This window comes from Brevundimonas vesicularis NBRC 12165, assembly GCF_001592205.1.
Lineage (GTDB): Bacteria > Pseudomonadota > Alphaproteobacteria > Caulobacterales > Caulobacteraceae > Brevundimonas > Brevundimonas vesicularis.
Window position 1 is genome coordinate 18,496 of sequence record NZ_BCWM01000024.1, and the last position, 20,682, is coordinate 39,177.

Annotated in this window: 22 protein-coding genes; 11 read left to right on the plus strand and 11 right to left on the minus strand. The window is 68.5% G+C overall.

Annotation, left to right across the window (positions count from 1 at the left end):
* Nucleotides 1-3: 3 nt before the first annotated feature.
* Nucleotides 4-1,317 carry a sensor histidine kinase gene (locus BVE01S_RS15395; RefSeq protein ID WP_066629439.1) on the minus strand — a complete coding sequence of 438 codons (1,314 nt, stop codon included), beginning with the start codon at nt 1,315-1,317 and terminating at the stop codon, nt 4-6.
* The gene (locus tag BVE01S_RS15400) at nt 1,305-2,021 is read right to left on the minus strand and encodes a response regulator (RefSeq protein WP_066629441.1); all 717 of its coding nucleotides are present in this window, start codon (nt 2,019-2,021) and stop codon (nt 1,305-1,307) included. The genes BVE01S_RS15395 and BVE01S_RS15400 overlap by 13 nt, the downstream gene beginning before the upstream one ends.
* A 195-nt stretch (nt 2,022-2,216) precedes the next feature.
* Between BVE01S_RS15400 and BVE01S_RS15405 the strand changes: the two genes are divergently transcribed.
* Nucleotides 2,217-2,411, plus strand: a complete 195-nt coding sequence (locus tag BVE01S_RS15405; RefSeq protein WP_017505846.1) for a hypothetical protein — start codon at nt 2,217-2,219, stop codon at nt 2,409-2,411.
* A 91-nt stretch (nt 2,412-2,502) separates the two neighbouring features.
* Nucleotides 2,503-2,748 carry a hypothetical protein gene (locus BVE01S_RS16925; protein ID WP_066629443.1) on the plus strand — a complete coding sequence of 82 codons (246 nt, stop codon included), beginning with the start codon at nt 2,503-2,505 and terminating at the stop codon, nt 2,746-2,748.
* Between the two features lie 81 nt (nt 2,749-2,829).
* Here BVE01S_RS16925 and BVE01S_RS15415 read toward each other — a convergent pair whose 3' ends face one another.
* Genes BVE01S_RS15415 through fliI form a run of 3 tightly spaced genes read right to left on the minus strand, consistent with a single transcriptional unit; the run spans nt 2,830 to nt 5,703 of the window.
* A complete protein-coding gene (locus BVE01S_RS15415; RefSeq protein ID WP_066629446.1) occupies nt 2,830-3,897 on the minus strand; it encodes an endo-1,4-beta-xylanase in 1,068 nt (355 codons plus the stop codon).
* Between the two features lie 43 nt (nt 3,898-3,940).
* On the minus strand, nt 3,941-4,351 hold the full coding sequence (locus BVE01S_RS15420; protein ID WP_055803572.1) for a flagellar export protein FliJ: 411 nt from the start codon (nt 4,349-4,351) through the stop codon (nt 3,941-3,943).
* A gap of 8 nt (nt 4,352-4,359) precedes the next feature.
* Complete coding sequence (gene fliI / locus BVE01S_RS15425) at nt 4,360-5,703, minus strand: flagellar protein export ATPase FliI (protein WP_066552424.1); 1,344 nt, start codon at nt 5,701-5,703, stop codon at nt 4,360-4,362.
* A 204-nt stretch (nt 5,704-5,907) separates the two neighbouring features.
* Between fliI and BVE01S_RS15430 the strand changes: the two genes are divergently transcribed.
* Nucleotides 5,908-7,404 (plus strand): methyl-accepting chemotaxis protein, encoded by a 1,497-nt coding sequence (locus tag BVE01S_RS15430; RefSeq protein WP_066629447.1) that lies wholly within the window; start codon nt 5,908-5,910, stop codon nt 7,402-7,404.
* Here BVE01S_RS15430 and BVE01S_RS15435 read toward each other — a convergent pair.
* Complete coding sequence (locus BVE01S_RS15435; protein ID WP_066629450.1) at nt 7,401-8,309, minus strand: EamA family transporter; 909 nt, start codon at nt 8,307-8,309, stop codon at nt 7,401-7,403. The two genes, BVE01S_RS15430 and BVE01S_RS15435, sit on opposite strands and share 4 nt — an antisense overlap.
* Before the next feature lie 84 nt (nt 8,310-8,393).
* Here BVE01S_RS15435 and BVE01S_RS15440 point away from each other — a divergent pair, with 84 nt between their 5' ends.
* A complete protein-coding gene (locus BVE01S_RS15440; RefSeq protein WP_066629457.1) occupies nt 8,394-8,876 on the plus strand; it encodes an Lrp/AsnC family transcriptional regulator in 483 nt (160 codons plus the stop codon).
* Here BVE01S_RS15440 and BVE01S_RS15445 read toward each other — a convergent pair.
* Together BVE01S_RS15445 and BVE01S_RS15450 are read right to left on the minus strand one after the other, a co-directional pair.
* The gene (locus tag BVE01S_RS15445; protein WP_244878407.1) at nt 8,873-10,162 is read right to left on the minus strand and encodes a sensor histidine kinase; all 1,290 of its coding nucleotides are present in this window, start codon (nt 10,160-10,162) and stop codon (nt 8,873-8,875) included. The two genes, BVE01S_RS15440 and BVE01S_RS15445, sit on opposite strands and share 4 nt — an antisense overlap.
* A 154-nt stretch (nt 10,163-10,316) precedes the next feature.
* A complete protein-coding gene (locus BVE01S_RS15450) occupies nt 10,317-11,306 on the minus strand; it encodes an alpha/beta hydrolase family protein (protein WP_066629467.1) in 990 nt (329 codons plus the stop codon).
* Between the two features lie 136 nt (nt 11,307-11,442).
* On the opposite strand from BVE01S_RS15450, the gene BVE01S_RS15455 reads away from it, so the two are divergent.
* The 7 genes from BVE01S_RS15455 to BVE01S_RS15485 all read left to right on the plus strand — a co-directional run bounded on the left by BVE01S_RS15455 (nt 11,443) and on the right by BVE01S_RS15485 (nt 16,805).
* The gene (locus BVE01S_RS15455; protein WP_066629469.1) at nt 11,443-12,204 is read left to right on the plus strand and encodes a LytTR family DNA-binding domain-containing protein; all 762 of its coding nucleotides are present in this window, start codon (nt 11,443-11,445) and stop codon (nt 12,202-12,204) included.
* 106 nt (nt 12,205-12,310) lie between these two features.
* On the plus strand, nt 12,311-13,291 hold the full coding sequence (cysK, locus tag BVE01S_RS15460) for a cysteine synthase A (protein ID WP_066629471.1): 981 nt from the start codon (nt 12,311-12,313) through the stop codon (nt 13,289-13,291).
* 170 nt (nt 13,292-13,461) lie between these two features.
* Nucleotides 13,462-14,055, plus strand: a complete 594-nt coding sequence (locus BVE01S_RS15465) for a hypothetical protein (protein ID WP_066629473.1) — start codon at nt 13,462-13,464, stop codon at nt 14,053-14,055.
* Entirely contained in the window at nt 14,052-14,699 is a 648-nt protein-coding gene (locus BVE01S_RS15470; RefSeq protein WP_084375454.1) for an OmpA family protein, read from the plus strand. The genes BVE01S_RS15465 and BVE01S_RS15470 overlap by 4 nt, the downstream gene beginning before the upstream one ends.
* A gap of 2 nt (nt 14,700-14,701) precedes the next feature.
* A complete protein-coding gene (locus BVE01S_RS15475; protein WP_066629479.1) occupies nt 14,702-14,959 on the plus strand; it encodes a zinc ribbon domain-containing protein in 258 nt (85 codons plus the stop codon).
* Nucleotides 14,960-15,002: 43 nt separating this feature from the next.
* A complete protein-coding gene (locus BVE01S_RS15480) occupies nt 15,003-16,220 on the plus strand; it encodes a DUF2336 domain-containing protein (protein WP_066629482.1) in 1,218 nt (405 codons plus the stop codon).
* A gap of 150 nt (nt 16,221-16,370) precedes the next feature.
* Nucleotides 16,371-16,805 (plus strand): Ros/MucR family transcriptional regulator, encoded by a 435-nt coding sequence (locus BVE01S_RS15485; protein ID WP_055753018.1) that lies wholly within the window; start codon nt 16,371-16,373, stop codon nt 16,803-16,805.
* Nucleotides 16,806-17,060: 255 nt separating this feature from the next.
* On the opposite strand, the gene BVE01S_RS15490 is transcribed toward BVE01S_RS15485, so the two are convergent.
* The 3 genes from BVE01S_RS15490 to BVE01S_RS15500 all read right to left on the minus strand — a co-directional run bounded on the left by BVE01S_RS15490 (nt 17,061) and on the right by BVE01S_RS15500 (nt 20,196).
* Nucleotides 17,061-18,176, minus strand: a complete 1,116-nt coding sequence (locus BVE01S_RS15490) for a DUF2336 domain-containing protein (protein ID WP_066629485.1) — start codon at nt 18,174-18,176, stop codon at nt 17,061-17,063.
* The gene (locus BVE01S_RS15495; protein WP_066629488.1) at nt 18,173-19,060 is read right to left on the minus strand and encodes a hypothetical protein; all 888 of its coding nucleotides are present in this window, start codon (nt 19,058-19,060) and stop codon (nt 18,173-18,175) included. The genes BVE01S_RS15490 and BVE01S_RS15495 overlap by 4 nt, the downstream gene beginning before the upstream one ends.
* 95 nt (nt 19,061-19,155) lie before the next feature.
* Nucleotides 19,156-20,196, minus strand: a complete 1,041-nt coding sequence (locus tag BVE01S_RS15500) for an ABC transporter substrate-binding protein (RefSeq protein WP_066629491.1) — start codon at nt 20,194-20,196, stop codon at nt 19,156-19,158.
* Nucleotides 20,197-20,682: the final 486 nt, after the last annotated feature.

Genomic DNA, 20,682 nt, shown 5'->3' on the forward strand with positions numbered 1-20,682 from the left:
TTGTCAGGGCTGTGGAAAGGTCAGGGTCGCCTCCAGCCCGCCGCCGTCGGCGTTGGCGAGCGTCAAATGGGCGCCGGCGCGTTCGGCCATGCGGCGCGCGATGGTCAGGCCCAGGCCGGAGCCGCCGCTGTCGCGCGAGCGGGACGGATCGAGGCGGTAGAAGGGCTCGAACAGTTTCTCCAACTGGTCGGGCGCCACGCCGGGACCGTGGTCGCGCACGATCAGGCGTACCGTATGGTCGTCGCGCACGGCGCAGACGGCCGCATCGCCGCCGTGGCGGACGGCGTTGTCGACCAGATTGGTCAGGCAGCGGCGCAGGGCCTGGGGCCGGGTCGGCACGACGGCGTTGCAGCCTTGGGTGAAGACAACCGGCTGGCCCGCCTCGGCCGCGTCCTCGCAGATGGCGGACAGTAGCGCGTCCAGATCGACGGGGGTCACGGCCTCGACCGTGGTTTCGATCCGGGCCAGGTCCAACCCTTCGCGGACCAGATGCTGCATGCCGGCCAGGTCGCTGATGAACTGGGCGCGCAGCGTCTCGTCCTCGATCTTTTCGACGCGCAGCCGCATCCGGGTCAGGGGCGTCTGCAGGTCGTGGGCGACGGCGGCCAGCACGCGCGTGCGATCCTCGATCAGGGCCTTCAGCCGGGTCTGCATGGCGTTCAGGGCGGCGGCGGCCTCGCGGACCTCGCGCGCGCCCTCCTCGACCAAGGGCGGGCGGTCCAGATCGTGACTGAGGGCGACGGCGCCTTGGGACAGGCGGTTCAGCGGCCCGGCGGCCAGACGCGACGCCATCCAGCCGGTCAGCAGCACGGCGGCGAGCCCGGCAAACAGCAGGGCGGCGGCCTCGCGGCTGAGCGTCCAGGGGCGCGGGGCGGGCGGCAGGCTGATCGCCACCGGAACCGGCGCGCCATTGACCGGCCGCAGGACCAGGATGCGGCATCTCAGACGATCGGTCGCCGCGCCGCACGCCCCGGCCGAGGCCTCGAACGCCTTGACCGAAACCCCATCCACGCCCCGCCGTTTCAGGGCCTCGGCGACCGCATGGGTCAGGGACGGATCGGGCGCGCCCAGCCTCTGACCGGCCGCATCGGGCAGGCCGTCGGTCAGGCCGGCGGCGGGATCGTCGCTGGAGCCGGCCAGATCCACGATCCTTTCGGCGGTGGTGAAGTCATGGGCCTGCGACAGGCGGTGACGATGATTGAGGCCCAGGGCGGCGAAGGTCACGCCCGCCGCCAGCAGGGCGCCGACCAGCAGCAGAAGGAACAGCCGCGTGGTTTCGGCCTCGGCCCGGCCGTGGCGGGTGCTCACGCGCGCCATGTCACAGGCCCCGCCAGCATATAGCCCAGGCTGCGCACCGTCCGGATCAGGGCCGGGGCCTTGGCGTCGTCGCCCAGCTTCTGGCGCAGGCGGCTGACCCTCAGGTCGATGGCGCGGTCGTCGGCGTCGGCGACCGTGGACAGGGCGCGGATCCGCTCGCGCGACAGGGGCTTGCCGCCGTTCCTGACCAGGGCGTGCAGCAGGTCGAAGTCGGCGCCCGACAGCGGGGCCAGCCGCCCGTCCGGCGCGGTCAGCGCCCGCGCGGCGATGTCCAGCGACCAGCCGGAGAAGTCGGCGTGTCGACCCTCGTTCGTCGTCGCCTCGCCGCCCGTGCGGCGCAGGACGGTGCGGATGCGGGCCACCAGCTCGCGCGGCTCGAACGGCTTGGCCATATAGTCGTCGGCGCCCATCTCCAGCCCCACGATCCGGTCGATGGGATCGCCCCGCGCCGTCAGGATGATGACGGGGGTCTTGGACGCCGCGCGGATGGCGCGACACAACGACAGGCCGTCCTCGTCCGGCAGGTTCAGGTCCAGCACCACCAGATCGACCGGCCCGGCCTCCAGCGCCGCCTTCATGGCCCGGCCGTCGGCGGCCTTCACCGTGCGAAACCCGTGCTGTTCCAGATGGTCGGACAACAGGTTTCGGATCTCGCGGTCGTCGTCGACGACCAGAAGGACGGGGGCGGCGGAGGTCTGGGACATTGGCGTTCGGCGAGCGGGAAGAAGCGCGATCTGTCGTCCTGTCTCATGGCCAAAGCGCGGCGGATACAGTCGGACACAATTCTCTTCGCCGACGATACGCGGCGACATCGACCGGCCCCGAACCGGCCGGACGCGGGTCCGAAACAGTGACTGTCCGACACGAGGCCGGACGCCAAACACACAGAAAGACCCGCCATGAAGTCCTTCCGTTCAACCGCCGCTTTCGGCGCCGCCGCACTGGTGATCCTGACCAGCGGCGCAGCCTTCGCCGGCACCCCTTCGGCCCCGTCGTCGGGCGCTCATGCCCGCCCCGCCGCCTCCGCCCGTGCGCATCATCGGGTCAGCCACGCCCGCACCCACCGCGCCGTGACGCCCGCCAAGAAGAAGTAAGGCCCGACGCCTTGCTGGTCCTGCCGCCGTCCCCGGCCGGCAGGACCCCCGACACGCCTGAGACTTCGACCTTCAAACGAAAGACATCGACATGAAATCCTTCCGCACCGCCGCCGCCGTTTCGGCCGTCGCCTTCGTCGCCCTGACCAGCGGCGCCGCCTTCGCCGGCACGACTCCGGCGCCCTCGACCGCCATGACCGCTCGTCCGGCCGCGACCGCTTCGGCGACGACGCCCGCGCCGACGGCCCGCGCCCCGCGTGCGCATCGCCGGGGTCATCAAGCCCAGGCCCAGACCTCGGTCCAGGCGCCGGCCGCCGCGACCGCCAAGAAGAAGTAAACCGGCCGCCCCCTCCGGTTCGCACAGGAACGCCCGGCTGTCGCAAGACGGCCGGGCGTCTCCGTATTCAGAGGCCTGTCGTCAGGCCGGGGTCTTGAAGCCTGCCGCGAGGGCGGCCGCCATCGGATTCGGGCGGCCGAAGCTGTCGAAGGGCAGGGGCTTGTCGCGGCCATCGTCCTTGTCGCCCTGGCGATACCAGCTGTCGGTGTCGCGCAGGCCCCAGACGGTGAAGGCGAACTGCTGAGCCCTGGGCAGGGCCGCAAAGGCCGAGGCCAGTTCGGTGACGCGCGCGCCCTGGGCCGCGATCCGGTCGGCCTGGCTGCGGAGGTCCAGCCGGTTTTCGGTGCGCAGGGTGCAGTCCAGCTCGGACACATGGATCGGCAGGCCGAACTGGCTGATCTCGCGCATATAGGCGGCGATGACGCCCTCGGGGATGTCGATCCACAGGTGGGATTGCAGGCCCAGGCCTTGCAGCGGACAGCCGGCCTTCAGCAGCCGCTCGACCAGTTTCAGGAACTGCGCGCCCTTGGCCGGCACGCTTTCCTGATTGTATTCGTTGAGGAACAGGACGGCGTCAGGATCCGCGATCCTGGCCTTTTCGAAGGCGCGCAGGATATAGCCGTCGTGGCCGTATCGCGCCGACCAGTGACAGTCGCGCATGCCCGAGCCGTCGTCCAGGATCGGCTCATTGACCACGTCCCAGCTGCGGATCTTGCCGCGATAGCGGCCGGCGACCGTGGCGATATAGCCGTCGAAGGCGCGGTCGAAGGCGGCGCCCGACAGGCCGGCGAACGCCTCCTTGCCCTGCACGTACCAGATCAGGGTGTGGCCGTGCATCGCCATGCCCTCAGCCCGGGCGAAGGCGGCGATGCGGTCCGACCGGTCGAAGTTGGGGCGGTCCAGGCCGTCGGCCAGGATGTACTCCATCTTCATCTCCCACTCAGGCGTGAGTTGGGAGACGTTGGCGCGGGCCAGCGCGATCCAGTCCGGGTCGTCGATCTGGCTGGCCTTGATCGCCGTGCCGAAGGGGGCGGGGGCGATGGACTTCAGCGGGGGGACGTTGGGCGGCGACGGCTCCGCCGAGGCGAAGCGGTCGCAGGCGGCGAGCGCGAACGGGACGGCGAGGATAGCGCGGCGGGTGGGCGTCATGCGTCTCCCTCCAGCGAAGGCAGACCTAGAAGGCTGCGGGTCGTCAGACCGCACGCTTCCGCAGGCCCAGCTCGTCGAAGGCGGCGGTTTCGCGCTTGGCGAGGGCGATCAGCTGGTTCAGGCGGGTGGTCTCGGCGACGTGTTCGAACTTCTTCAGCTCTTCGAAGGCGCCGGTCAGGGCGTCGCGGGCGCCGGCTTCCTCGGCGTCCAGCACCGACAGGTCGCCTTCGGCGGCGGCCTTCCTTGATTTCCAGCCGTTCAGATAGGCGCCCAGCATCATGCCGGCCTCGGCGTCCATGCGGGCGCGGTTGCGTTCGCCCTCGGCCTCGGCGTCCAGCACGGCGATGCGAAGTTCGGCGCCGGCGCGGCGCTCGGCGATCTCGGCCAGACGCTTCTGCAGGGTCTCGACCTCATAGTTGGAGATGCGGATCAGGGATTGGGCCCAAGCGGTCATCTAAATCATCACTCCCTGATCATGCCTTGGTTCAGGATTGCTTCCAGCCGGGTAAAGGAATCGGAAAGACGCGTCGCATCGTCCTTGTCCTGTCCCAGAAAATCTTCGAGGGCCGGGTTCAGCGCGATGGCCCGGTCCACGATGGGGTCGGCGCCGGTGCGGTAGGCGCCGATCTTGATCAGCTCTTCCATATTGGCATAGGCGCTCAGGCACTGGCGGGCGCGCTTGTTCAACTCGCGCTCGGGCGGGGTCTGACAGCCGGGCAAGGTGCGGCTGACGGACTTCAACACGTCGATGGCGGGGAAGCGCCCACGCTCGGCGATCTTGCGATCCATGACGATGTGACCGTCCAGAATACCGCGTACGGCGTCGGCGATCGGCTCGTCATGGTCGCCGCCGTCCACCAGCACGGTGAAAAGGGCGGTGATCGGCGCCGCCGTCGTGCCGTCGGGTCGGATCGGGCCGGGACCAGCGCGCTCCAGCAGCTTGGGCAGTTCGGTGAAGACGGTGGGGGTGTAGCCCTTGGTCGTCGGGGGCTCGCCGGCGGCCAGCCCGATCTCGCGCTGGGCCATCGCGAAGCGGGTGACGCTGTCCATCAGACACAGGACTTCAAGGTCCTGGTCGCGCAGATACTCGGCGATGGCCATGGTCATATAGGCCGACTGACGGCGCTTCAGAGCTGGCTCGTCCGAGGTGGCGACCACGACGACGGCGCGTTTCAGCCCCTCTTCGCCCAGGGTCTCTTCCACGAACTCGCGCACCTCGCGGCCTCGTTCGCCGATCAGGCCGACGACCACGGCGTCGCAGGTCGCCTCCTTGGCCAGCATGGACAGCAGCACCGACTTGCCCACGCCCGACCCGGCGAAGATGCCCAGGCGCTGGCCCCGGCAGGTGGTGGTGAAGACGTCCATGGCCCGCACGCCCAGGTCCAGCCGCTCGCCGACCCGGCCGCGCGAATGGGCGGGCGGGGGCGGGGCGCGCAAGGGGTAGGGGGCGGGGCCTTGGGGCAGCGGCCCCTTGCCGTCGATCGGCTGGCCGAAGGCGTCGATGATGCGGCCCAGCCAAGCGGTCGTCGGGCGCACGCTGGCGGCCTGGTCGATGATGCGGATGTCGGCGCCGGGGGCCACGCCCTCGACCGGACCGAAGGGCATCAGGAGGGCCTTGGAATCGCGAAAGCCGACGACCTCGGCGGGCAGGGGATCGTGGCCGCGTCGACCGATCTCGGCCCGGGCGCCGACGGCGAGGCGCGACAGGCCGCCGCGCGACTCGATCAGCAGGCCCGACACGCCCGCGACCTTGCCGGTCACGACCAGCGGATCGATCGCTTCGACGGCGGCGACGAGATTGCGCAAAAAATCAGACCCCAGGAACAGGTCTCAACAGATGCGGCAACGTGGTTAACGACCGATGAAGCGCTGCTGCAACGCGGGGGATAAGGCCGCGATTATTGCGTCTCGATTGCAACTCAAACGTGAAACGGTTTTTCAACTAATTAGGCGGCTAATCTTGCAACCGAGGCGGGCGGGGGCCGGCCGACAGCAAAGAGGTTGTGACCTATGTTCGCGCGTAAACCGAAGTCGTCGGACATGCAGGACCGGCTGATCGATCTGGACGGCAAGATGGCCGCCATCGGCCGGTCGCAGGCGGTGATCGAGTTCAACCTGGACGGCACCATCATCGACGCCAACCAGAACCTTCTGACCACGATGGGCTATAGTCTGGACGAGATCCGGGGCGCCCACCACAGAACCTTCATGGACCCGGCCGAGGCGGCGTCGCCCGACTACGCCGCCTTTTGGCGCGAGCTAAATGCGGGACAGTTCTTGGCGCGCAAGTTCCGCCGCCTGGCCAAGGGCGGCCGCGAGGTTTGGCTCCAGGCCTCCTACAATCCTGTGTTCGGCCCTGACGGGCGGCCGGCCAAGGTCATCAAACTGGCCATCGACATCACCGCCGACGAGCAGGAGGCCGCGCGCCGCGAGGCCGAACGGGTCGAGGCGGAAAGCGCCCAGACCCTGCTGGTCGACGCTCTGGCGGGGGTGCTGAACAAGCTGTCGGCCGGCGACCTGACCGCGCGGATCGATGCGCCGGTGAAAGGCGACCATGTGCGGGTGCGCGACGACTATAATGCGGCGGTTGAAAGCCTGCGCCAGACGATGGGCCAAGCGTTGCGGGCCGTGTCGGGTCTGAGGGGCGGGGTGGGCGAAATCTCCAGCGCGTCCGACGACCTGTCGCGCCGCACCGAACAGCAGGCCGCCAGTCTGGAAGAAACAGCGGCGGCGCTGGACCAGATCACCGCCACGGTGAAGCGCAGCGCGGACGGCGCCAAACAGGCTTCGGCCGCCGCCCTGGGCGCGCGCGCCGAGGCGGATCGGTCGGGCGAGGTCGTGCGCCAGGCGATCGCGGCGATGGACGGCATCAAGCGCAGCTCGACCCAGATCAGCGACATCATCGGCGTGATCGACGAGATCGCGTTCCAGACCAATCTCTTGGCCCTGAATGCCGGGGTCGAGGCGGCGCGGGCGGGAGAGGCGGGACGCGGCTTCGCCGTCGTCGCCTCCGAAGTGCGGGCGCTGGCGCAGCGCTCGGCGGAAGCTGCGAAGGAGATCAAGACCCTAATCACCACCTCGGGCCAAGAGGTCGCGCAAGGGGTCAAGCTGGTCGACGAGACCGGCGCGGCCCTGTCGGCGATTGCGGTCAAGGTGGCGGAGATGGACGCCCTGGTCAGCGAGATCGCCGCCTCGGCCCAGGAACAGGCGACGGGCCTGAGCCAGGTCAATACGGCCGTCAACCAGATGGACCAGGTGACCCAGCAGAACGCGGCCATGGTCGAGGAGACGACCGCCGCCGCCATGAGCCTGAAGTCCGAAACCGAACAGCTGGCCCTGCTGGTCGAACGGTTTGAGACTGGCGAGGCGCCGGCTCAGGCCCGCGTCAATGACCTGTCGCAGGCCGCCGCCCCCGTCCCCCTGGCCCGCGAACGCGCCCGCATCCGGGCCTTCGCCAGCGGCGGCGCGGCTGCGGCGGCGTCGAACGCGGGCTGGGAAGAGTTCTAGGGCGCGCTCGGCTCCAGCTCGATTTTCGCCTCCCGCGTCGTCGCGATGGCGCCGACCGAGGCGGCGACGATGGCGGCGATGGCGAGCCATTGCTGGCCGGTCAGATGCTCGTGCAGGATCACAAGCCCGGCCAGGGCGCCGACCGCCGGCTCGGCGCTGAGCACCACGCCGAAGGTGCGTTTAGGGATGCTGCGCAAGGCGACCATTTCCAGCGAATACGGCAGGGCGCTGGAGAAGATCGCCACCGCCACGCCGGCTAGGATGATGGCGGGGTTCAGCAAGGCGGCGCCCGCATGGGCCACGCCGAACGGCACGACGACCATGGCCGCCACGCTCATGCCCAGCGCCACCGACTGACCGGCGTGCAGGTGCGACAGCCGCTTGCCGAAGACGATGTACAGCGCCCAGCACAGGCCGGCGAAGGCCGCCAGCGCCATGCCGATGGGATCCAGCGCGCCGGCCCCGGCCTTCAGCGGCAACAGCAGGCCCAAACCCACGACCGCCAGACCAATGCAGGCGAAATGAATGGGCTTCCTCGAATGGATCAGGGCCAGGGTCAGGGGCCCCATGAACTCGATGGCGATGGCCAGACCCAGCGGAATGGTGCGCAGGGCCATGTAGAAGCTGAGGTTCATCGCCCCCAGCACGACGCCGTAAAGCGCGATGGCGCCCAGGTCCGCGCGGGCCAGACGGAACCGCCAGGGCCGGAACACGGCCACCAGCAGAACCGCAGAAATCCCGACGCGATAGGCCGAGGTCCCCTCCGCCCCGATGACCGGAAACAGCGTCTTGGCGAAGGAGGTGCCGCACGCCAGCGTCACCATGCCCGCAAACAGCGCCAGATAGGGGATCAGGCGCGCCGCCAGCGGCGAGTTCAGATGGGTTTTCAGGGCCAGCGACGTCATGGCGTAAAGCTAGCGTAACGCCGCTTGCGCTTCCCGGCGATTTTCAGCTTGAATGCGACGGAAATCGTCAATGGAGGCTCCGTAATGACGAATTTCGTCACGCTCGACGATTTCGACCATAAGCTGCTGATGCGGGTCCGGCGCAATAATCTGGAGCCGGCGCGGGTAACGGCCGAGGCGGTGGGCTTGTCGGAATCCGCCGTCCTGCGCCGCTTGCGTCGCCTGCGGGCCGAGGGCGTCATCGCCGCCGACGTCGCCGTCATTGATCCCGCCCGGGTCGAGCCGCGCATCGTCCTGCATGTCCAGGTCGAGATGAACACCCAAGATCGTAAAGTCATGGACGCCTTCCAGCGCGCCATGAAGGCCAGTCCCGAGGTCCAGGGCTGCTGGGACGTGACGGGCGAAACCGACTATCTGCTGACCGTCGCCGTCCGCTCCATGCAGGACTACGAGGCCTTCGGCATCCGCGAACTGGTCCCCGAAAAGGGCGTGCGCGGCTTCAAGAGCATGATCGTCATCCGCGAGGTCGTCGGCTTCGACCCCGGACGCGCGGTGCTGGAGCGCTAGGTCGCCGGGGCCTCGACCACCAGGATCGCGCCGACGCTCTGGGTTTTGTTTTCGATTGTGCCGCCGATCTGGCGGACCAGGCTGTCGATGACGCGCATGCCCAGGCTGCGGTCGCTGCGGGCGGCGATCACATCGAAGCCCTTGCCCTGGTCCGCCACGGTGACGGTCAGGCGTCCGTCGGCGATGCGGCCTGTGACCGAGACGCCGCCGCCCTCGGGGCCATAGGCGTATTTGATGGCGTTGGTGACCAGCTCGTTCACGATCAGACCGAGCGGGATGGCGATGTCGGCGCCCAGCGGCGCATCGGACGCCTCGCAGGTGACGACATGGCGGTCGCTGCCGGCGTCGATGGCCTCGCACAGCTGGCACAGGAAGTCGGACAGGATCACGGTCTGGACGTCGGCGCCGCGCCACAGCTGATCATGGACTTCGCTGATGGCCTGGATGCGCGATCCGGCCGTGGCCAGAGCGGCGCGCACCTCGTCGGAGGCCGCGCCGCGCGCCTGCATCGACAGCAGGCTGGAGACCAGGGACAGGCTGTTCTTGACCCGGTGGCTGACCTCTCGCGTCAGAAGGGCCTGATGTTCGATGGCGGCCAGAAGCCGCTGCTCGGTCTGCTGGCGGGCGATGGCGGCGCCGACGACGGCGGCGAAGGCGTCCAGGAACAGGGCGTCACGGGCGTCGAACTGACCCTCGTCGGGGCTGTCGACCTCCAGCACGCCCCAGGGTTCGCCGTCCAGTTCGGGCCGGATCAGGACGTTGATGGCGCGCCGCACGCCGTGGTCGGCCAGAAGCTTGGGCGTATGGAAGCGCTGTTCGTTCTCCAGATGGTTGGAGATCAGCGGCTTGCCGGTCTGGAAGGCGTAGCCGGCCGGCGAATCCAGCTCGACGCCCAGCGAGGCGTGACCCTCGACCTCGCCGCTCCAGCCCACGCCGGCGACCAAGACCAGCCGGTCGCGGCTTTCATTGTGGATCAGCACCTTGGACAGGGGCGTCTCCAGGCCGTCGGCGCAGACCACGCAGGCGGCGTCGAGCAGGGCCTGACGATCGCGTTCGCGCAGGGCCACCTCGCCGAAACGCGCCAACAGCGATTGCTGCTTCAGGCGATAGCGCAGCTCGTCGGCGATGGAACGGGTCTCGGGCGTCGGCGCATCCTCGACCTTGGGCGCGACGGGATCGTCCATCTGGATCTGGGTCTGTGCCGCCGTGTCGGCCCACACCTCGGCGACCAGTTCGGCGATCTCCGGGGTCAGGCCGGGGTCGGAGGGCGGGCGGGTGTGGGGCAAGGACGGAAATCTCGGTTCGCGCGACGGCGACATATAGGCTGACATAGCCGCTCTGAAAGGTTTGCGCAGAAATCATCGCGCGTCACCCCTTGCGTGGGGCGGCAAGAGCCATGGTCATCCGTATCCGTTTCGCGCCAGTCCGGTCCCTGCGGCGCTAAAGCGTTCGCTGGAAAAACAGGACAATCTCGCGATTGAGATCCTTGTGAAAATCAGCGCGGTCGAAGTGTGGCGTCGGCGTGCAGATCTGCGGCGCCTCGGCCGCCAGGGCCGGCGAGCAGGGCGGCAGGAAGTCGTAATGACCTGCGCCTTCGACGCGGTGATACTCCGGCGCGGCGCCCAGCCGGTCGCGGATCGGCTCTACATTATAGGGCGCGGGCAGAATGTCGTCGGCGCCCGCCTGCCACAGCTGAACCGGAATGCGCACGGCGGCGAGGCTGTCGGACGTGAAGGAAAAGCCCAGGGCCGGGGCGGCGATGACGGCGGCCTTGATCCGGTCGTCCTTCGCACGCGGACGCCAGGTCGACAGGTCGATCCCCATCGCGTCCAGCAAGCGGCAGGCGAAGAAGCCGGGATGGGCCTGGCAATGGTCGCCGATGGCCGCCGCGTCCGAGACCCCGCCGATGGCCGAGGTGACCGTGAAGCCGCCCGCCGAAAAACCAAAGGCGCCGATGCGGTTCGGATCGACGGCGACGCCGCCCGGCCGCGAGCGCCAGTCGCCGGTCATATAGTCGATCAGGCGGCTGAGCTGGGGCGCGCGATTGGTCAGTTGGGTGGAGCGGCTCATGTCGCGATAGTTGTCGCCGGGATGGGTCAGGGCGGCGACCACGAAGCCGGCGTCGGCCAGGGCTCTGGCGGTGTCGGCATGGCTGCGCAAGCCGCCGCCGTTGCCGTGCGAGATGACGACCAGGGGCGCGGGCCGGCCATCGGCGGGACGCGCCGGCAGCCAGACTGCGGCCTCGACCGCGCCGTCCGGTCCACCGAAAAAGGTGAAGACCTGATCGGGCGCCTGCGGATCGGTCTGGGCGCGCGCCGGGCCTTGGGCTTGTGGCGCGGTCGCCTGCACGGGCGATGCGGCGCCGGCCAGAAGGATCAGGGCCAGGCTGAGGCCGGCGGTCAGGTTTTGGGGCGGCGAGCGATGGGGCATGTCGGTTTCCGTTGGTCGAGATGACCCGCTGTTCGGGGCAAGACGGAGCGAGCGCCAGCCGCATTTCGCCAATGGGCGAACGGGTGCGTGGACGGGCGAAGGGTTCGACGATAGTGGGCTGACGAGGGAAGGGACGATGACGCAGAACGCCGCTGACAGACTGAATACGCCGCGCGCCTGGGCCGTCGATCTGGCGGCCTGCGCCCTGACGGGGGCGGTGTTGGGCGCGGTCGGTCCCTTCGGCAGCTTCTTCAACGACGGGCTGGCGGTGCGGATCGGCTATTGGACGGCGGTTTTGGTGATTAGCGGCGCGGTGTTCGGGGCTGCGATCCGCTGGGCCTGGCCCAGGATGCGCCGCAGACGCGTGTCCATGCGGTTCTGGCTGCCCATGCTGATCGTCGTCGCCAGCGGGCCGACCGCCTTGATCAGCCGGATCATCGCCGTGGTCCTGTGGCCCGGCATTCGCCAGCGTGTCGGCTGGATCGAATGGTATGGACAGGCTCTGCTGATCGGGGCCGTCTATGTGGCGCTTTACGCCCTGTTACGGATGCGGACGTCCGCTGCGGCGACGCGAGCGGGTGAAGGCGATCCGGGCTTCGCGCGCACCCTGCCCGCCGGGTTGGGTCGCGACCTGATCTGCCTGCAGATGGAGGACCATTATGTGCGCGTGCACACGACGCGGGGGTCGCAGCTTGTGCTGATGTCGCTGTCGCAGGCCGTGGCAGGATTGAAGGGCGTCGAGGGGCTTCAGACCCATCGCTCGTGGTGGGTGGCGCGCGCGGCCATCGTCGGGGTCGTCGAGGACGGCCGGAACCTTCGCCTGGCCCTGACCGGCGGTCTGACAGCGCCGGTGTCGCGCGCGCGGGTGGCCAACCTGCGGGCCGCCGGCTGGCTTTAGGTCAAGGGTTCTGACGATCGTTCGCAGAAATCATCGCGCGTCACCCCTTGCGTGGGGCGGCAAGGCCTTATCTGTTGCGGGCCACAGATTCACGGAGACCTTTTCCATGACCGACTTCAGCTATGACGCGTCCCGCCACCTGAAGAAGGGCCGGGGCAAGGTCTATGACTCGATCGTCGACACCATCGGCGACACCCCCATCGTGCGTCTGCCGCGTCTGTCGGCGGAGTACGATACGAAGGCGACGGTGCTGGCCAAGCTGGAGTTCTTCAACCCGATCGCCTCGGTGAAGGACCGGATCGGCGTGGCCATGGTCGAGGCGCTGCAGGAAGCGGGCAAGATCGATCAGGACACGGTGCTGATCGAGCCGACCAGCGGCAACACCGGCATCGCCCTGGCCTTCGTGGCGGCGGCCAAGGGGCTGAAGTTGACGCTGTGCATGCCTGAAAGCATGTCGATCGAGCGGCGCAAGATGCTGGCGCTGCTGGGCGCGCGGCTGGAGCTGACGCCGGCCGAAAAGGGGATGAAGGGCGCGATCGCGCGGGCGCAGGAACTGCTGGAGACCACGCCGAACTCCGTCAGCCCGTCGCAGTTCGAGAACCTGGCCAATCCCGCCATTCACCGCGTCACGACGGCCGAGGAAATCTGGAACGACACGGCCGGGGCGGTGGACATCGTCGTCGCCGGCGTCGGCACCGGCGGCACCATCTCCGGCGTGGGCCAGGCGCTGAAGGCGAAGAAGGCGTCGGTGCAGTTCATCGCCGTCGAGCCCGAGGCCTCTCCGGTGCTGTCCGGCGGCGCGCCCGGCCCACACAAGATCCAGGGCATCGGCGCCGGCTTCGTGCCCGCCATCTATGATCCGTCGGTGGTCGATGGGGTCGAGCAGGTGTCCAACGACGACAGTTTCGACATGGCCAGAAAGGCCGCGCGGGTCGAGGGCATTCCCGTCGGCATCAGCTCGGGCGCGGCCCTGACGGCCGCCTTCCGCATCGCCGCGCGCGAGGAGAATGCGGGCAAGACCATCGTGGTGATCATCCCGTCCTTCGCCGAACGCTATCTTTCGACCGCGCTTTTCGAAGGGCTTTGAAGGGAGCATGATTCACGCTTTTTGATGCCGCCGCCGCGCGGCTTCGTCAAAAAACGATCACGCTCCAAGCGGAGCCTTTAGGCCGTTCGCGTGTTCGATATCGGACGCGCGTGCGGCTCCGCTTGGGATGAGGGACGGCGCGCGGCGGATCAACAACGCCGGAGCGTTTCATGCCTGTCGCCGCCCTTCGCCTGATCGCCGTCGCCGGGGCCTCGGCCCTGGCGCTCGCCGCCTGTTCCAACAACGACGACAAGGCGGCGGTCGATCCGTCGATGTCGCCCGAGCAACAGGCCGCAGCCGCCGCCAACACCCCCGTCACCGCCCAGCCGCGCCAGATCCGCAATGTGCCCGTGGATGTGCAGGGCGTGACCGATGTGGGCGCTACGGTTCGGGTCAAGAACGTCGATCTGGCCGAGGACGCGACCATCCTGGACGTCAGCATCTCGTTCGCAAGCGACATGACGAACAATGTGCAGATGGCGACCAACGCCACCTATATCGAACTGCCCAACGGCCAGAAGCTGCGTTTAAAGCCGCCCGAGGGCAATCCGAACATGAATATCGTCAAGGGCGACACCATGAATGGCCGCCTGGTCTTCATGGGCGCGGTGCCGGCCGGGGTGAACCAGATCTCGGTCGTGTTCAACGAAGGCTCGACGTCGGACAGCATCATCGGTCCGTTCCTGCGCATGACCATTCCGCTGACCGCCCAGGCCGCCCAGAACCCGACAACCCAGAACCCGACGAGCGGAGCGGCCGGATGACGGGACGACACGCGCCCGCCATGGCGGCGGCGCTGTTGGCCGCGGGCCTGACGCCCTGCGTCGCCTCGGCGCTGACGGTGCGGCTGATGAGCGGCAGCGCCATCGGCCTGCGCTCAACCTTTGAGAAGGACATGGCCGCGCCCCGGTCCACCTTCGCCAAGTCGGGGCCGGACAGCGCGCTGGAAAGCGTGTTCGTCTCGTCCGAGGTCGCGCCCGAACGGGTCGAGACCACCCGCAGCCTGCTGAGCGAGCTGAATGCGCGGCGCACCGACGGGGTGATCGTGATCGACCTGCCGGCCGATGTTCTGTTCGACTTCGACAAGGCGACGATCCGGGCGGACGCCGAGCCGGCCCTGACGCGGGCGGCCGAACTGCTGAAAAGCTATCCGCAGGCCTCGGTCAGCATCGGCGGCCATACCGACGCCAAGGGCGACGACGCCTATAACGAAGGGCTGTCGCTGCGCCGCGCGCGGGCGGTGGCGGCGCGGCTGCAACGCGAGGCCGGGCGCACCCTGGGCGCCGAGGGCTTTGGCGAGCGGAGACCCGTGGCTTCCAACGTCAAGCCGGACGGCTCCGACGATCCCGACGGGCGTCAGAAGAACCGCCGCGTCGAGATCCGCATCACGCCACGCGCGGGAGGCTGAGCATGGCCTTGATCCCTTGCCCCGCCTGCGGGCGTCAGGTGTCTGAGGCGGCGGTCGCCTGTCCAAACTGCGGCCATCCGATCGCGGGTGACGCAACGCGGTCGTCGGGCACGTTCAAGGAGGCCCTGACGCGGCCCGATGCGGTCAAGAGCGGGATCACCGTCCTGGGCGTCTTCGTCGCCGCGCCGTGGATCGCGCGGGTGCTGGCGGTCATCGCCTTCGTGATCCTGGCCATCGTGGTGGTAGTCAACAAGAGCTGATCCGGCTCACGCCCGGTTAACCGCTCGCTTCTAAGGTGGGGGGATGGGCGATCTGGCAGCCATGATCGGGGAAGAGGCGACGCCGCCGCCGCTGCGTGCGCGCCGGGCGCTGCTGAAGCGTCTGGCCGACGTCGTGTCCCTGCCCGCCAGCCGCATCAACGCCTTTGAGCGGGCGGTGACGGGCGACCTGCTGGTCGAGATGCTGCGGCTGGCCTCGCACGATGAGCGCAAGCGCGTGGCGGCGCGTCTGGCGCCGCTGGCCGAACTGCCCAACAGCGTGGCGCGCATCCTGTTGCGCGACGATCCGGATATCGCCGGCCTGCTGATCGAACAATGCGCTTCGCTGAGCGATGCGGACATCGTCGGCTGTGCGCGCGACGCCAGTTTCGAACACCGGATGCTGCTGGCCGTGCGCCGGGGCCTGTCGGAGATCGTGACAGAGACCCTGTTCTCCTTCGGCGAGATGGAGGTGATCGAGGCGGTGCTGCACAACACGACTGCGCGCCTGTCGCAGCTGGGCATCGAGACGGTGGTGGGCCTGAGCCGCCAGTCGCCGGGCTTGTGCAGCCCCTTGCTGAAGCGGCCCGAGCTGAGGCCGTCGGGCGCCTATGTCATGTTCTGGTGGTGCGCGCCCGAGGATCGCCGCACCATTCTGCAACGGTTCGCCGTGTCGCGCGAAGTCATGCAGGAGGCGTCCGAGGACGTCTTCGCCATCGCCAATGACGAAAGCTGGTCCGATCCTGTCGCGCGCAAGGCGCTTCAGTTTATCGAGCGCCGCCAGCGCAATCGCGCCGCCATCGAAAAGAGCCCGTTCGACAATCTGGAACACGCCGTCATGGTCGCCGCCAGCGATGGCCTGACGCGCGAGACGGCGTCCGAGATCGCCTTCCTGGCCGGGATCAAGCCGCTGACGGGGGCCAAACTTCTGGGTGATCCCGGCGGCGAGCCGCTGGCGATCCTGTGCAAGGCGACGGGGATGTCGCGCTTCGATCTGACCAATCTGTGGCGCTCGATGCGGCGGCCCGAGACGACGGCGGACGGCAAGATCCATCCCGACTGGGAGCGTGTGCAGATCACCTATGAAATGCTGGCCGTCGATCGCGCCCAGACGGTGCTGCGTTACTGGAACTGGTCTTTGTCTTCGGCCCTGACGCCCACGCTGTTGCGCGCCATTCGCGACGGCGAGGATGACGCCGTCGATGAATATTCGGCGCCGGAGCGGGCGGCGATGATGGTGCTGGCCGAAGACTTCGGCCGATAGGTCTGATCACTAAAGCCGAATGCATAGACGTGCATATCGCACCGCTTATACGCGTGTTTGCTTTCGCGGCGAAACAACCCTATGACGCTATTGGGGTCGTTCGGTTGGAGAATCAGCCGAACTCAATAAATCAGGAAAGCGAAGCCGATAATGGAAGATAAGCCCGAACTGCTGGAGATGACCGCAGACATCGTGTCGGCCTATGTCGGCAATAACTCGGTCTCGGCAGAGGCCCTGCCTGCGCTTATCGCCAATATTCACGCCGCCCTGTCGGGTGTGTCGAACGGTCCGGTCGAGGCCGAACCTGAACCCAAGGAACCGGCGGTGCCGATCCGCAAGTCGATCGCGCCCGATTTCCTGATCTGCCTGGAAGACGGCCGCAAGTTCAAGTCGTTGAAGCGCCACCTGCGCACCAAATACGACATGAGCCCCGAAGAATACCGCGCCAAATGGGGTCTGCCGAAAGACTATCCGATGGTCGCCCCGAACTACGCCAAGGCGCGTTCGGAACTGGCCAAGTCGATGGGCCTGGGCCAGGGCGGCCGCAAGCCCGCCCGCGCCGCCGGAACCCGCGCGAAGAAATAAACCGAACCCGTGTTCGGTAACGAGACGCCCGCTTCCATCAGGAGGCGGGCGTTTTTGCTTTGGGGGCGCACGAGCATTCTCCCTCCCCGTAGCGGGGCGGGTGGTTGAGGCGCAGCCGCAGCCGGGTGGGGACGGCAGGGCGACGTCCCACGGATTTGTCTTTGATCTGATGAGTGCGCCCGTGCCGGGCCGCCCCCACCCGGTCGCTGCGCGACCACCCTCCCCCGCAGGGGGGAGGGAGAAATCATTACTGCTTCAGGCCGCCTGGGCGGTCCGGCGCATGCGCCAGAAGCGCAGGGTGCGCAGGGCTGCGTCGCGGGTCAGTTCGCCGTACAGGCGGCCATAGGCGGCGGCCTTGCCCATCGGGTTGTCCTCGGCCCCCAGTACGGCGACGGCGTAGGTCAGATAGACGGCGCGGTCCATGTCGGCCGCCTTGCAGACCACCGACAGGGCGTCCAGGTCCTTGCGCTCGACGATGCCGCGCGCGGTGTGGAAGTCGATGTCGGCCAGCTTCGACAGGGCGATCAGGAAGGGCGTGCGGCCGTTGGAGCGCAGGAAGCGGATCAGGGTCTGAGGCGTCAGCTGGCCGGCGGCCTGAAGCTCGTCGATATAGGCCAGGTTCTCGGCATAGTCGGCCGGCAGGGCGCCGTCGTCGGTGGCGACGCGGGTGCGGCCGGCCGCGAGCGCCGCCTCCAGCAAGGCCGGGTCCATGCGCGCGTTCTGTTCCAGGATCTGGTGACGCAGCCGGGCCTCGACGACGAAATACATCTCGTTCAGCAGGTCGGCGGGCAGGCTCTGGCGCTCGACCGTGGCGGCGTGCAGGGCCGGATTGGCCTTGGCGCGCTCGATGGCGGTTTCGGAGGCGGCGCGCGACAGCTGGGCGCCGTCGTTACGCAGCAGGGTGTTCAAGGTGTCGTCGTCGCCGTGCTCGACGATGACGTCGGAAACCGCCTCGGACACCGTCGCGCGGCCCGAGACGGCGCGCAGATGGCCCTGGCTGCGCTTGCGGACAACCTGGATCAGATCCTCGTCGGTCAGGACGGTGGAGGCGCGCAGAACCTGTTCGGCGACCTCGATCTCGTCGTCGGCAAAACGGCGGATCAGGCTGTGGGGGGCGTTGGGAGCCTGGGCGAAACGGGCGGCCAGTTCGGCGCGGACCGCGACCTCCATCTCGGCCGACAACTTGGCCAACACTGTGCCGTAGAGCGCGGTTTCGTTTGCGTTGGGCGAAGGCGCGCCGAAGAAGTGGGCCGTCAGTTCACGCAGCAGCAGACGACGCTTCTCGCTGGACTCCTCGCTGGCCAGGGCGATGAGTTCGGGTAGGCGCGAGCCCTTGATCTCGGCAGGTTCGATCACGGCGCGATCGCTCATGGCAGGTTGTCGGCTTCAGTCTGGGGCACGGCGCGCAGGGCGCCGTTGGCGTTGCGGATCAGGGCAGGCGGACCGTCCGGCTGGGCCAGGTCGCTGGATTGCGGCGTCTGGGCCATTTGGGCAGGCATGGCGTCGAGATAGGTCTGCTGCGGCGCAGGGATGGCGTCGGGGTGACGGCCGGCCTGGCGGTGGACCGAATAGTAGCGGGCGCTGTTGTCGCCGGCTGCGGGCGTCGGGGCGGCCTGACCGCTGGCGGCGACGGCGGCGGCGTCCAGCGGCGCGCCGGCCTGGGGCCGTTGCAGGCGATAGATGGGGGCGTCGCGGCGCGGGGCCATCGGGTCGGCGACCGCCGGCTGGGGCGCGGGCTGGGGCTCGGCCTGCGCGGCCTGTTGCGGGACGGACACAGGCTCGGCCTGCCTCTGAGGTTCAGGCTGAGGTTGAGGCGCGGAGGCTTGCGGCTCCGGAACATAGGGCGAGGGCGCGACGCGCGTCGCCGTCGCCTGCGCTGGGGCGGTTTCGACGGGTGCGGCCTCTACGGGTGCGATCTGCGCGGGCTCGGCCGGCGTCGGCGCACGCTGGGGCATCCAGGCGCTGGCGGGCGTCAGGCCGTTGCTGCGCGGCGTGGCGGTCGAGGGGGCGGGCGACAGGCGGGCCAGGGGGATGGCGCCGGGCAGGGTGCGATTGGCGGCGGTCACGGTCGGAGCGGGGGCCTCGGCCTGGATGATAGCGGGCGTCGGGTTCGCACGGGCGGCGACCGGCGGCTTGCCGGGCCAGGACAGGTAGCGCAGACCCGACGCGTTGGTCGGCGCCTGTTGCGCCACGGCGGCGCCGGCCGCCAGATTGACGGCGGTCAGGACGATCGAAACTGCGAGGGCGCGGCGCACGGCGGCTCTCCGGAGAGGAATTCCAGCGCACACACTAGAGCTCGGACCCTTAATCCCGCGCTAATGTGAAGCCAGGATTCGACAACGACCGCGTGTCAGCCGCGACCGGGCAGATAGTTGTCGGTGAAGGCGTCGCGCCAGTTCAGACCGGCCTCGTAAACCCCGGCTTTCGAGGTCACGTCGAAGAAGGCCTGCCAGCGTTCCTCGGTCAGGGCGCCCAGGCCGTAAAGCGCCGCGTCGCCGCCATCGACGATGGCGTAGTCGCGCAGGCGCTCGCGGGCCTGATCCAGCACAGCCTGGGTCATGTCCGGGTTGTCCTTGCGGATCAGGGCGTCGGCGGCCGAGGCGTCGCCCCGAATATAGTCGCGCCACCCTTCCGCCGAGGCGGCGATGAAGCTGCGCAGCGCCGCCGCATTGTCGCGGGCGAAGGCGTTTGGCGCCAGGACCATGGCGGCGTAGGAGGGATAGCCCTCGTCGGCCAGCAGAAAGACGCGCGGATCGAAATCGGCCGCCTGTTCGATGGCGTAGAGATCGCTGGTCAGATAGCCCTGCTGCACCGCCCGCGCATTGGCGATGAAGGCGGCGGGGTCATAGGCGAAGGGGCGCAGCTGCTCGTCGGTAAAGCCGTATTTGGCCTTCAGCCAGACCCAAAAGGTGCTGATCCCGGCCTCGGACAGCAGGAAGGGTCGGCCGGCCAGATCGGCGATGGTCTCCAGCGCCGCGTCGGGATGGGCCATCAGGACCTGCGGGTCCTTCTGGAAGAAGGCGGCGACCGCCTTCACCGGCGCGCCGGACGCGACCAGATTCAGGGGGATGAAGCTGTTGGAGCCCATGCCCAGTTCGACCGCGCCCGAGGCCAGCAGTTGCGGTACGTTCACGCCGGGGCCGCCCTGGACGATCTGGACGTTCAGCCCGCGCTTCTCATAGGCCCCGCTGGCGAGCGCCTGATAGAAGCCGCCCTGTTCGGCCTGGGCGCGCCAGTCGGTGGCGAAACGCAAACGCACCCGGCCCTGTTCATCCACCGGCGCCTCGGCCCGCCCGCAGGCCCTAAGCCCGATCGCCCCCGCCGCCACAGCCGCCCCGCCCGCGATCAGCGCACGGCGACGGGTCAGCAGGCGATTCCCCAACAAGCTCATGCCCCTGACTTACGGGGCGATAGGGGCCTTGGGAAGGCGGGGCGTCAGCTTGCCATGCCCTGCGATCAATCGTTGTGAACAGCGACAAGCCCTTCATTGAACGGCGAGTACCAGATACGACCGTAAAGAACGTTCAGGGAGCCAGTCGTGAGGAAGATGATGTTTGCTGCTGCCGCGACGTCGGTTTCGCTAAGCGCATGCAGCCAAGGCGTCGAATATTCTACTTACTCCCGCGACATTGACTGCTTCGTTGCGTATACCCGCGCTGTATCCTTTGGGCCGACACGCGTCGCTGTAAGGCATCAGGCCTACTACATCGGAAGGCTGGAAGCCGGATCGCCGGGGTGGGGTCAGAAGCTCGCGGATAGCGGCCTTTGGGATGCCAATCGTGAGAGAATAAGCGCGTCCGCCCGACAATGTAGTCAGATCGCTGATGCAGAGCTTCAGCACGGCATCGCGGAGGGGGCTGGTTGGGTGACGGACTGA